At 28.9% G+C, this 12,903-nt stretch carries 6 protein-coding genes, 3 tRNA genes and 2 pseudogenes; 6 read left to right on the forward strand and 5 right to left on the reverse strand.

The genetic code is table 11. The features are described 5' to 3' along the window. Positions 1 to 36 precede the first annotated feature (36 nt). The gene (cysS, locus tag WBAF_RS01040) at positions 37 to 1,428 is read right to left on the reverse strand and encodes a cysteine--tRNA ligase (protein WP_121463462.1); all 1,392 of its coding nucleotides are present in this window, start codon (positions 1,426 to 1,428) and stop codon (positions 37 to 39) included. A 1,840-nt stretch (positions 1,429 to 3,268) separates the two neighbouring features. Then, positions 3,269 to 3,984: pseudogene (gene trmB, locus WBAF_RS01045) on the reverse strand (tRNA (guanosine(46)-N7)-methyltransferase TrmB). Between the two features lie 1,244 nt (positions 3,985 to 5,228). Here trmB and WBAF_RS01050 point away from each other — a divergent pair. From WBAF_RS01050 to WBAF_RS01075, 6 genes are all read left to right on the forward strand, one after another. Then, positions 5,229 to 5,477 (forward strand): oxidative damage protection protein, encoded by a 249-nt coding sequence (locus WBAF_RS01050; RefSeq protein WP_121463243.1) that lies wholly within the window; start codon positions 5,229 to 5,231, stop codon positions 5,475 to 5,477. A 506-nt stretch (positions 5,478 to 5,983) separates the two neighbouring features. Then, positions 5,984 to 6,367, forward strand: coding sequence for a pyrimidine dimer DNA glycosylase/endonuclease V (locus WBAF_RS02595; RefSeq protein ID WP_121463244.1), 384 nt, complete (start codon positions 5,984 to 5,986; stop codon positions 6,365 to 6,367). Positions 6,368 to 7,275: 908 nt separating this feature from the next. Next, positions 7,276 to 7,824 (forward strand): CDP-diacylglycerol--glycerol-3-phosphate 3-phosphatidyltransferase, encoded by a 549-nt coding sequence (gene pgsA, locus WBAF_RS01060; protein ID WP_121463245.1) that lies wholly within the window; start codon positions 7,276 to 7,278, stop codon positions 7,822 to 7,824. 133 nt (positions 7,825 to 7,957) lie between these two features. Then, a tRNA-Gly gene (locus tag WBAF_RS01065) sits at positions 7,958 to 8,033 on the forward strand. A 21-nt stretch (positions 8,034 to 8,054) separates the two neighbouring features. Next, a tRNA-Cys gene (locus WBAF_RS01070) sits at positions 8,055 to 8,128 on the forward strand. Positions 8,129 to 8,132: 4 nt separating this feature from the next. Next, a tRNA-Leu gene (locus WBAF_RS01075) sits at positions 8,133 to 8,219 on the forward strand. Between the two features lie 1,090 nt (positions 8,220 to 9,309). Here WBAF_RS01075 and trhP read toward each other — a convergent pair. The 3 genes and pseudogenes from trhP to purM form a co-directional block, all read right to left on the reverse strand. After that, positions 9,310 to 10,671, reverse strand: coding sequence for a prephenate-dependent tRNA uridine(34) hydroxylase TrhP (trhP, locus tag WBAF_RS01080; protein ID WP_121463246.1), 1,362 nt, complete (start codon positions 10,669 to 10,671; stop codon positions 9,310 to 9,312). A 538-nt stretch (positions 10,672 to 11,209) separates the two neighbouring features. Continuing rightward, positions 11,210 to 11,814: pseudogene (purN, locus tag WBAF_RS01085) on the reverse strand (phosphoribosylglycinamide formyltransferase). After that, positions 11,811 to 12,854, reverse strand: a complete 1,044-nt coding sequence (gene purM / locus WBAF_RS01090; protein WP_121463247.1) for a phosphoribosylformylglycinamidine cyclo-ligase — start codon at positions 12,852 to 12,854, stop codon at positions 11,811 to 11,813. Before purM ends, purN begins: the two are co-directional and overlap by 4 nt. Positions 12,855 to 12,903: the final 49 nt, after the last annotated feature.

Raw genomic sequence — 12,903 nt, forward strand, 5'->3', positions numbered from 1 at the left:
ATATTAATGCCAAATAACAAACTAAACTTACCTATTTTACTTACTACGCCATACGGTTCCTTGTAAACTATCCTCTAATATAATGCCCATTTCAGTCAGTTTATCACGCACCAAATCAGCCTGTGCCCATAATTTTTTTTCGCGTGCATCATTACGTTGCTTAATTAATAACTCAATTTTTTCTATGTCAGCGCTATCAGAAACTTGTGTTCTTCTTTGTAAGAATTTTTCAGAATTTTGTGATAAAAAACCTAATATATTAGCTAATTTACGTAATTGTAGTGCTAACCCATTAGCCATTGCCATATTATTTACTTTCAATCTATTAATTTCTCTTGCTAAATCAAATAGAACTGAACAAGCCTCTGGCGTATTAAAGTCATCATTCATGGCTTGCATAAACCGTAGCTTAAATATTTCATTATTAGTAGATTTAATATGATTAGGATTAGTATCTAGTAAAGAGGTATAAAGACGCTTAAGTGCAGTGCGAGCTTGCTTTAAATTTTCTTCCGTATAATTTAATTGGCTACGGTAATGTCCTGATATTAAGAAATAACGCACTGTTTCTGCATCATAACTCATCAATACATCACGAATAGTAAAAAAATTATTTAATGATTTTGACATTTTCTGCCGTTCAACCATAACCATTCCAGTATGCATCCAATAATTTACATAGGGTCCATTATAAGCACAAGTTGATTGAGCTATTTCATTTTCATGATGAGGAAACATCAAATCTGAACCACCACCATGGATATCAAAATGTTCACCCAGTTGCTTATTATTCATACCAGAACACTCAATATGCCAACCTGGCCTTCCTCTTCCCCAAGGGGAAGACCAACTTGGCTCATTTGGTTTAGATATCTTCCATAACACAAAATCTAATGGATTAAGCTTGGTATCTACAACCTCAACCCGTGATCCAGTTTGTAACCGATCAAGATCTTGGCGGGATAATAGTCCATAATGAGGGTTGCTATTTATAGCGAACATAACATCACCATTATCTGAAATATAAGCATGACCACGTTTAATTAGTAGCTCGGTCAAGGCAATAATTTCTTTAATATGATGCGTTGCTCGTGGTTCAAAATCAGGTATCAAAATATTTAAAGCAGCAAAATCTTTATACATTTCAACTAACATACGTGATGTCAAAGCGTCACATGTTTCATTATTTTCAGCTGCCCTTTTTATAATCTTATCATCAACGTCAGTAATGTTACGTACATATGTCAAATCGTAACCAAGATAACGCAAATAACGGGTGATCACATCAAAACAGACAAAGGTTCTACCATGGCCAATATGACATAAATCATCAATAGTAACGCCACACACGTACATGCCAATTTTGCCTGGAATAATCGGTCTAAACTTTTCTTTCTTACGACTTAGTGTATTATAAATTTTTAACATTGAACCATTTTCCATCATCAGTCTGCACATGCAGTAAATAGTTTATTTTTATTATAATAATATCCAGAATATTCTTGTTACTAAAAACCCCTACTATTTGGGGCCTATATTTTTAATTATGCAACTATAAGGTACAAGGAAATTATTCAATATTCCACAAATACTGTGGCAATCAGCACAACATTTAATAAAATAGTTAATCTACTTTAAATTGATTACTTTGAGGTGTAAATTACATATAAGAATTTATCAGAATAATAATTATAGTAACTTTTCATATAAATTTAGGTTATATTATCATTAATATATTTAATGAAAGATTACTTATAAAAGTAATTTTAAACAATTATTGAAATGATAGATTTTATGATAACATAACTTTTCATAGTGTTATAAAAGTGTTTATAATCCATAAGTGAAGGATTCAAACACTGAATGCAGCAAAAAACAAATAAAATTTTAATCAAAAATTCAGTAAATAACAGCTTTTAAAATAACCTTAGGATGCTACCGATGGCTAGAAATAATAATCTTCATTCAGCAACAGCACAATTTTTTATTAATGTTATCCAATAACAAATTTATAAATTTTAGTTTTAAACAGCAAAATAATTGTGGTTACTTGCTACTTTATTCATGATAATCATAATTTATTACTAGGTAATAAATTTGCTAAAAATTTTATCTAACCTTCTTAACAAAGAAAGTATTAACGCTACATGGCCACTATATCCGTATTTTACACTTTGATACACTTTATACTGAAGATATTTATTATCCGCTTTATAGAAAACTAGTATATAATTGCTGGAGCTGCTATTTCTAAATTTTCCCTTATCTGACTAGCCAGTATTTAGCTGAAATAATGCGTAATAACAGCAAAATTAAGTTTATTCGATGATTTACAGACATATGCATGCATAGCACTGGCTATTTATAAAATTAATATTAATAGTAAAGTATTATACAGATTAGTTTATCTACCTGGAATCAAAATTACTCAGTGAGTAAAATAATACCTAAAACCATTGAGCTTCTTTATTTTCATTTTTATTAACTTTTTTCAGATCAATTTAATTCTGTGATGAAAAATTTAGGCAACCGGGTTCCTTTTATATAATGAAATTATTTCACTTAATTTTCTATCAATACATGACTTAAATATCTTAGCAACAAATTAATGATCGCGTAATTTCAGTCACAAAATTTTTCACCTTATAATACTAAAATTACTATAGTAATAGGTTACAAAAACAACTGGAGCACCATGAAATATGTAGCCGATATACTCACCCTATCATATATAAATTATTTCTGCTCATCGTACACCCAACTAGCAAAAAAAAGAATTACAGATCATATAAATTAGCTCGCCCGCCTAGCTTTATTAATCTTGATATCTTCCAACAACTGGCCGATCGTTTGCTACAAAAAAACTGCTAGATTTTTTATCGTTAACTACTAACAATCAAACACAATGGCCACAGTTATTTACCTAGTTAGGCGATTTTGTGATTGTTAAATTTCGTACTGGTGACGGACGTGGACAATGGCGTATCACACCGGATAATCTATCAATACTCCCTCCCGGCGTAAATTTATGAATAGGATATTGTTGAAAAATTTATTCTATTTTCAGGATAATTTTCACTTATGGGATGGGTGCATGTAATATAAATTGGCAATTTTTTTTCCCCACTAACATACAATATGCATCAAGAAGGCATGCTACGAGCAAGTATAGCTTTTTCTCAACCAGATAAAAAATTCTAAACCGAGGCAGAATTAATGCACTCAACAATTATGATAAAATTAAATTAATAGCTAGGCTATTAATATATTATGTTATTTTTTCAAACATAAGATCAAATACCTTGTAGCCAAGTTGTTGGCCACGCTTTTCAAATTTAGTAACTGGTCTTGTAGTAGGTCGCTGAACATAATCTCCGGTTGCTGATAAATTGCGATAATCACTGATTTCATGCATTACACTTAATATATGCTCTGCATAAGACTGCCAATCTGTTACAATATGAAATATACCACCTAATTCCAATTTAAGTAAAACAAGCTTAGCAAAAGAATGCTGCAAAATTCTACGCTTATTATGCCTTACTTTATGCCATGGATCAGGAAAAAAAGGTGTACCATATTTAATGAACTATTTAGCAACATTTTCTCCAATACTTCAATTGCGTCATGACATATAATACGTAAATTACTAATATTGGCTTCTTTTGCTGCTGCTAAACAAGCCCCAATTCCAGGCATATGGACTTCAATACCAAAAAAATTTTGAGCTATATTTTGTTCAGCCATGGTAACTAACGTTGACCCCATACCAAAACCAATTTCTAAAGTTACCGGAGCATTATTACCAAATAGGGAATCAAATGATAGAATTTGGCCGGTAAAATCTACCCCCATCTTTGGCCATAACATTTTTAGTGCATTTTCTTGACGAGTAGTTAATCTTCCCTGACGGCGAACAAAACTACGAACACGACGTATTACTTTGCCATCTTCATTAATTTCTGGAGTAATAACACTTTTCATAACAAGTATTGAGATTTATTTTTCCTAATGAACATTATTAATAATGGTAACAATTATATTACGAACCGTTAAATATGAAACTTGGAGTTTTAAATAAATACTCTATTAATAGAATTAAAAAATTCATAAAAGCTAATATCTAACTAAAGAGTAAATATATGTCCCTTGCATAAAATACAACTAATAATAATACCATTGCTCATATCAAAAGCAACTTTTTATAACCATGTTTAAGGTAAAAACTTGTTATCTGGATACACTGCAATTTTATTACTCTATACTTAATTGTTATCATATTTAAGGCCGTAAACAATCGCCTTCCAATAAAAGATCTATTTATAACGTTTGATTGTCTAAAATAATATTGGTATAAACATAGATTACTATAGTAATCTACTACTTTTAAAAATTGATTAACTTATTTAATAAATACCCAGCAAGATAAAATCTTACATCTATGGATGTACTTGACTCATTCATTACACTAAAATTAGTATTTTTTATAAAGTAGCATAATTTTATTATGCTCATTACCTAATAAATTATAACAAGTTATTTAACTTTCTAGTATCAAAAACTCCACGGCCGGCGATATTTTAGCTTTATCAAAAAATAAATATCTACTGATACTAGAGAGTAATGTAAAACGCGTTATTATTTGTTACTATAACAATTATAGGTGAGATAAATAAAAAAATACTCTTATCAAAGATTAATCCCATGTTAATCACTGCAAATAATACTTAATATTTTAATCAGGATATTATATATATTGGTGCCCTAATCTATCGGCGGAGTAAATAAATGCTAATTATTCCAGTTACAAAAAGGTTACTATGCTTTTAAACATCATAGATGATAAAGTTTTCTAAAAAAATACGAGATAACCAATTACTACTAAATGCTGCTAGGTTTTATTATAAAATATTAAAATTTAACTGGAATTTGAGAAATATTATATATTTCCCAACAATTAAATACGCTTAATGCACTAAATAAGTAGTGAAATAATTCCAGTATTGTATATAATACAGTTAAGTAATTAATTACATATAATACTTTTAACTGTTTTAATTTAGATGTTATACCTATAGATAACAATCTTAATTAATTTTTCTGGCATTTATAGAAAGCCCTAAATTTGGTATAACTTATAACAAAATATAACAATTAGCTTATCTATACCAATTAAAAATTACTTAAATAATTTAGGTATTAACTTTATTAATTTTAGGATCTACTTAATGAGTAGAATTATTTTTTGTATGTTTCTACAACGTGAAGCTAAAGGGTTAGATTTTATCCTTTATCCTGGTGAAATAGGTAAATATATATTTAATCAAATATCTAAAGAAGCCTGGGAACAATGGATAAGCAAGCAAACAATACTAATCAATGAAAAAAAACTTAGCACCTTGAATTATCAAGACCGGAAATTGCTAGAGCAAGAAATGATAAAATTTCTGTTTAAAGGACAAAAAATTAACATTTAAGACTATCATTAGTATACAACTGTTACTAGTATGATCCAATAAAATTAAATATTTTTTTATTAAATTAATTTACTATAACATTACTAATTAAAATACTAAAAAATAAACTAAAGCAAGATTATAACTCAATGAGTTATACTTTTTGCTAATTAGAAAAATGAAAATAAGCTATTGCTAACCTTTTAATAAGATTAATCAGCTAATATATATCTATGTAATTTACACTAGATGCTATTCCCTATGTTTTAACCAATAATTAATTTTCTTCTAACCTTAAAATAACATTTTTACTAATAAGATTGAGTGGCGGCTAACCTGTATATTAACTAAACCTGAACTAATATTTAATTTATGAAATTTATTACTAATCATTATAAAATTTATAAGCTAAAATAATATAATTAAAATGTTTTATAGGTCCTACATTGAGTAAAAAATAAAAAATTATTTTAGTAAAATAGATATAATCAAACGTTTAACATAAAAAATTTATTTATTAATTAATTATGACGCGAATAAATGTAATTCCGCCTAGTAAACTATGTGATCAGCATTTGTTAGCTGAACATAGAGAATTAATTCGCATACCAAACTATATTGTAAAAAAAAAAGGTAATGTTATATTGTCGACGTTAACTTCATATACTCTAGGTAAAGGACATATTATATTTTTTAGGGATAAATTACTATTTTTATATTTGCGATACAATTTACTACATCAAGAATGTCTCAAAAGAAAATTCTCTGTTATCAACAGATGGCCTGAAGCAGTTAAAGAATATTCTTATTTATGGAATAATTATAAAATTACTGAGCTAGACATTATGATTAATAAAGTCAGAATAGACCAAAGAATGCCATTAAAATCTCGATTCACTCCTTATATATAAAGTTATATTTAAAATTATAATTAATTAGTTAATAATTTTTTGTTATTTTTATTTAGCTTAAATTTAGTATAAATAATTACTAAACTGATAAATTTAATATTAAATAATAATCATAAAAATATGAAGATAATTTAATTATTGATGTTTATCATCGCGATAATTTACTATTTTAGGTAATAAAATAGTTATATATGGTTTTATCTTTTATTTTAATCACGATGTTTTATTTATAAATATTAGGTTAGTAACTCATTACTATTAGTAATAGCTTATTAAAAACCAATATTTCTTAGTTCATTTCCACTTGTTATGATAAAAATAATTAAACTATATCCTGTAAATTTAGAATAGTAATTCTAATTATTTAGAATATATTTTTTATATTAATATTATAAATTTTTGATAGTAATGGACCATGACTATTCTGAATATCTTCGTAAGAATATAATATTAAGTCTGGTGAATAACTATTCCGCTATATATCCTGGGTTAACAAAAAATTATAATAAATATATAGAGCAAAATAAGGTAGCAGATATTATTTTTATTAATGGTAGAAAAAAAATTAGCCCAAGTAATGAATGTATTCCAAATATAAAATGCAGATTAGAACATTATGCTACCTAAATGAAGATAGGTAGCAAAAAAACACCATTACAAAGCCAGCTAAAATTTTTTAAAAATCCTGATAGCAAAGGTCGTTGGTTACCACCTAAGAGTCTATTGTCATAAGGAGAATTAAATTAAATATATGGGAGGCTTATAAGCTTTGCGGAATGCCAGGCTTGATGAAATTACAAAAGTACTAACAATTTCATATTAACTAGCAGAAAAAAATTCTAATGCATTGAAGCAATAAACGTAGTGTAATTGTATATTTTATATTGTATAGACAATTATAGAGCATGATGCAATTGAATATTCCAACTTGGTTAACAATTTTTCGTATCATATTGATTCCATTTTTTATATTATTTTTTTATATTCCTTTTTATTGGGCTCATTTTATTTGTGCATTTCTTTTTATCATTGCTGCGTTAACCGATTGGCTTGATGGGTTTCTTGCTAGACTATGGCAACAAACAACTAAATTTGGTACATTTTTAGATCCAGTAGCTGATAAAATTATGGTAATAACCGCATTAGTATTGGTGACCGAATATTATCATTCCTGGTGGGGTACATTACCTACAGTAACCATGATTGCACGTGAAATAATTATTTCCTCATTACGAGAATGGATGGCTAGGGTAGGAACTCGTAGTTGTATAGTTGTTTCTTGGATTGGGAAATTTAAAACAACAACACAGATGATCTCATTAGTTGGATTATTATGGCATCCTAACATCCAAATTGAGATTATTGCTATCATATTACTTTATTTTTCCGCTATTTTAACGTTTTGGTCTATGTTTAAATATTTATCTAGAGCTTGGAAAAATTTGAATACAGCTTAATAGAAATAGTTAAAAACCCAATGAACGAACTAAACTACTCAATAATAGTCTTGACTAAATACAGGAAACAAGTAAAATACCGTACATAAAAAAATAATAAATTTAATAAACTAACTTAAGATATAGTGAAAATGCGGGAATAGCTCAGCTGGTAGAGTACGACCTTGCCAAGGTCGGGGTCGCGAGTTCAAGTCTCGTTTCCCGCTCCAATGTATAAACTAGATTGAGTAGGCGCGTTGGCAGAATGGCCATGCCACGGATTGCAAATCCGTTTACCTCGGTTCGACTCCGGGACGCGCCTCCATTTAGCCCAGGTGGTGAAATAGGTAAACACAAGGGATTTAAAATCCCTCTGCATTAAGGCTATGCGGGTTCAAGTCCCGCCCTGGGCACCAGGGCTAAAACTTATTAGTTACCAGCAAGTTATAAAAAAGCAACCTTTAGGCTTTTTTTTAACATTTGAAATTTAACAGCAAATAAGTAATGATAATTATTAGTTTTTTGATATCGGCAAATTTTGATTTGAGTAATTAACATATTTTTAAAATACTAGCTTTTAAGCTTAGGTTAGTTAGTATTTAATGTTAAATTACATTATTAAGGCTTATCTTAAGCACCAAGTTACTAACATAGATGGTAACATCATAAATTATAAGTATATTCCAGTACTAAATAATATTTTTACAGAAATGCACTCTAGTGAAATAATCAGTAACTTTTAGTATAAAGTAGTTAAAGTACGTTTGAATAAAATTAGTAAATGGTATGTCATACATTTGTTTAGTAAATAAAACTATTATTTAAAAGTTCATAAAAAATATAAATAGTAGATAGTATAAACCTATACAATTTTAATATTAAATATAATTAAAATATTTAAAAGCTAATATAAATTTTTTAATATTAAAAAATAACATAACTTGTTAACTTTAAACGAGTTTATTCTGTTATATCAAAAAAGAGAAAAATAAAATAAGTAATAAATTATTATTATTCAGATTAAATATTTATTATATAAATATGATGGTTAAATAAATTTAATCAAAATAAGAAACTATTTTTTATTTAAAGCTAATATTAATTTTAATTAATATTTTTATATAAAAAATTGAAGCAGAAAAATAAAAATTATGGTCTTATTTTATCTTGAGCAATAATTAGTAAGTTTATTATTATTGCTTATATAGCAATAACAGTATTATTTGATTACGTAATTAGCTTCATAAGATTAGTATCTTACCGTTCTTAGTTAAAAGCAGCGCCTAATATTATACACCTTAATCTACTGGAAGAATGAAAGGATAGCCAATACCTACGTAGTATACAATGATCAATTATAGTTTAAATAGAACATAATACTAGATTTGAGAGATTATTATCTATAATGAAAAGATCAAAGATTAAAAATACTAAAAATAGAAATTTTTTTGAATTTTCATTATTATTATAATTTAGTTTTTAACCTTATTTTATTATTTAAATTGGTTACTTAATGTTAGATTTTCTGGTTGTTGTCCCGGCCAAATTGCGAATTAATAAAGCAAACTGTAGCTCAATCTCCTCATGAATGGGTAGATAAACTTTATAGCCATTGCCTGGTGCAACTTGAATAGGTAAAAATTTTTTATTAAATAAGTCAGTTAAGGTAAATTGAATATTCCCTGCTGGTGTCATTAACTCTAAATTATCCCCGATACTAAATTTATTTTTTACCTCCACTTCTGCTAATCCATCTTTACGTTGCCCAGTAAATTTACCAACAAATTGTTGGCTATCAGAAACAGAATAACCGTATTCATAGGTTTGGTAAGCATCGTGGTTATGTCTACGTAAAAAACCTTCAGTATAACCTCGGTTAGCTAATCCTTCTAATGCTGTTAATAATATAGGATTGAAAGGCTTACCAGCAACAGAATCTTCAATAGCCAGACGATAAACCTGTGCAGTTCGAGCACAATAGTAGAAAGATTTGGTCCTACCTTCAATTTTAAATGAGTTAACGCCAATCTTAATCAAACGTTCAACATGTTCAATTGCTCGTAGATCTTTAGAATTCATAATATAGGTACCATGCTCATCTTCAAAAGTGGTCATATATTCACTATTATGTTTAATTTCTTTCATTAAAAAAACTTTGTCAGTAGGGTGACCACTACCTACTGAGGGCTGAATATTTTTCATCTTAATCTGGTTATTATAATGAACTACATTACCAATTAAGTCTTCTCTTCCTTCTTGTAATTTATATTCCCAACGACAAGCATTAGTACACGTTCCTTGATTAGAATCACGCTTATTAATATAACTAGAGAGTAAGCAACGACCAGAATAGGCCATACAAAGAGCGCCGTGAACAAAAATTTCTAATTCAATATTAGGTACTTGTTGACGAATTTCTGCAATTTCTTCAATCGAAAGCTCACGAGACAAAATAATTCTACTTAATCCAATTTGTTGCCAAAATTTTACGGTTGCCCAGTTAACTGCGTTTGCTTGGACAGAAAGATGGATATCTATTGTTGGAAATCTTTCCATGACTAACATAATTAAGCCAGGATCTGATATAATTAATGCATCTGGTTGCATTTCAATAACTGGAGTAAGATCACGAATAAAAGTTTTTAATTTAGCATTATGTGGTACAATATTAACAACTACATAGAACAGTTTTCCCATTGCATGGGCTTCTTTAATACCTTTAGCTAAATTTTCATGATTAAATTCGTTGTTGCGAACACGGAGACTGTAGCGAGGTTGTCCAGCATAAACAGCATCAGCCCCATAAGCAAAAGCATAACGCATGTTCTTCAGAGAACCTGCGGGAGAAAGTAATTCTGGCTTAAACATGATAATTTCTTAATCTAATAACAAGTTAGTACTTATTCTTAATATTATAAGTCTTTAAGTAGATAATTCTACCAACTTATATTATGAACTTCAAATTAATCAGATAGACGATTGATAAAATTTAATTAAACTAATTCGCATAGATAAACATAAACTAAACCGTATATTGAACGGATAAATTATGGTTTTTTATCTTAAAAATGCAACTTTCAACGCTAATTTTTTATAAGTAGACTTTATAGAGATTTAATACCCAAAATACATAATTCATGGCTAAGCTAATGTCTTTAGTTAAATTTCCTTTGCCTTGAAGACAGATCAAAAATAATACTAATTTTCGCTCAACAATGAATATAATTTATTTCTACTAATTCAATTAAGCAGATTTAATTACCACTAAGCATTGAATACCTCTATATTAAAATAGTTACTATGTATGTTCTTTTGTATGTTTTTTATTTGTTATTAATTTAATTATTAATCAATAAGATAATCAAGAAAAGTGATAAATGAGAGCAATGATATTTTAGTAATAAACTTAGCTTTCAATACCAGATTCAGGTAATTTACAACCATCGAGTAAAACTGAATTATTCATCATAGCCAAGCTATCATTAACAAACCAATTGATAATTAATGGATAAATACTATATTCTTGGTATTTAACGCAATAATATCTTGCTGTTTATTTTCAGTGAAAATAGGCACTTTAGATTGTAAAATAATTGGTCCTACATCTACTAGTTACAAAGTGAATATAAGTACCGTGCTCTTTATCACAATTTGCCAACGCTTTACGGTAACTATCTAATCCTGGATACTTAGAAATGGATGAATATTAATTATTTTACCTGAATAATATCTGACAAAGCTTGGTGTAAGAATGTGCATGTAACCTGCCAATATGATCTAATATAGATGATCTTGTGCTATTTCAGTCATGAGTAAAGCAGTTGCGTAATCTAATTTTTGCATCACAATGGTTGGTATCGCGGAGTTTTTAGCCCATTCTAAACCATAAGCAATTGGATTATAACTAAAAAAAGCACTAATGTTAGCAACAATATTTTGTTTTTTACAAGCATCAATAATAGCTTGTAAATTACCGCCATTGCCAGGAATTAATACTACAATATTTTTTATCTTATGATTGTTACCTGTGGTTCACTAGAGTTGATAGCCACAATTTTACCAATTTGCCAAGCTTTCTCACCAAGTTGATTTAGTAACTGTAATGTGTAAGAAACTTCTTCTGCTGGTAAAACAATTAACATACCAACACCACAATTAAAGGTGCGGTACATTTCATAGGTCGTTACATTACCAGTTTTTTGTAACCAACTAAATATTACTGGCCATTTCCAGCTAGAGCTATCTATTTGCGCTTGAGTATTTGCAGGTAAGACCCGCGAAATATTTTCCCAAAAACCACCACCGGTTATATGGATAATGGCATTAATATTCTGCTTTTCAATTAATAATAAAATAGTTTTAACATAGATATGTGTTGGTACTAATAAATGATCAGCTATTGACTTATTTTCTAGTTGTATTCTAGTTGGATCTATCTGGGTTAACTGTAGAATTTTTCTAATTAATGAATAACCATTAGAATGTGGACCGCTAGCGCCTAAAGCAATTATTGCATTGCCGGCTTCAACTTTACTACCATCAATAATTTTTGTTTTTTCGACCACACCAACGCAAAATCCTACTATATCATAATCTTCACCAGAATACATACCAGGCATCTCTGCTGTTTCCCCACCAACCATGGCACAACCTGACTGTTTACAGCCTACGGCAATACTTTTAATGACGCTGGTCGCTGTGTTAACCTCTAGTTTCCCGGTTGCGTAATAATCTAGAAAAAAAAGTGGTTCCGCACCTTGTACAATCAAATCATTAACGCACATAGCAACTAGATCAATACCAATGGTATTATGGCGTTTTAAGTTTATTGCTAATCTCAGTTTTGTTCCAACACCATCTGTCCCTGAAACTAATATTGGCTCACGATATTTTTGTGGTAATGCACACATGGCGCTAAATCCCCCCAATCCGCCCATTACTTCCGGGCGGCTGGTTTCTTTAACAGCACCTTTAATAGATTCGACCAGTATATTACCTACATCAATATTGACACCAGAATCTTTATAGTTAAGAGAGATTTTATCTGGCACAGCAAACTCCCAAGGTTATTGCATATAATAAAATATATAATAATAATTA

The organism is Arsenophonus endosymbiont of Aleurodicus dispersus (assembly GCF_900343015.1).
Taxonomy (GTDB): Bacteria; Pseudomonadota; Gammaproteobacteria; order Enterobacterales; family Enterobacteriaceae; genus Arsenophonus.

What these genes read in the sequence shown, in the direction of transcription:
- cysS (WP_121463462.1), bottom strand. Translation starts at nt 1,428, where the DNA reads ATGTTAAAAATTTATAATACACTAAGTCGTAAGAAAGAAAAGTTTAGA.
- WBAF_RS01050 (WP_121463243.1), top strand. Translation starts at nt 5,229, where the DNA reads ATGAGTAGAATTATTTTTTGTATGTTTCTACAACGTGAAGCTAAAGGG.
- WBAF_RS02595 (WP_121463244.1), top strand. Translation starts at nt 5,984, where the DNA reads ATGACGCGAATAAATGTAATTCCGCCTAGTAAACTATGTGATCAGCAT.
- pgsA (WP_121463245.1), top strand. Translation starts at nt 7,276, where the DNA reads ATGCAATTGAATATTCCAACTTGGTTAACAATTTTTCGTATCATATTG.
- trhP (WP_121463246.1), bottom strand. Translation starts at nt 10,671, where the DNA reads ATGTTTAAGCCAGAATTACTTTCTCCCGCAGGTTCTCTGAAGAACATG.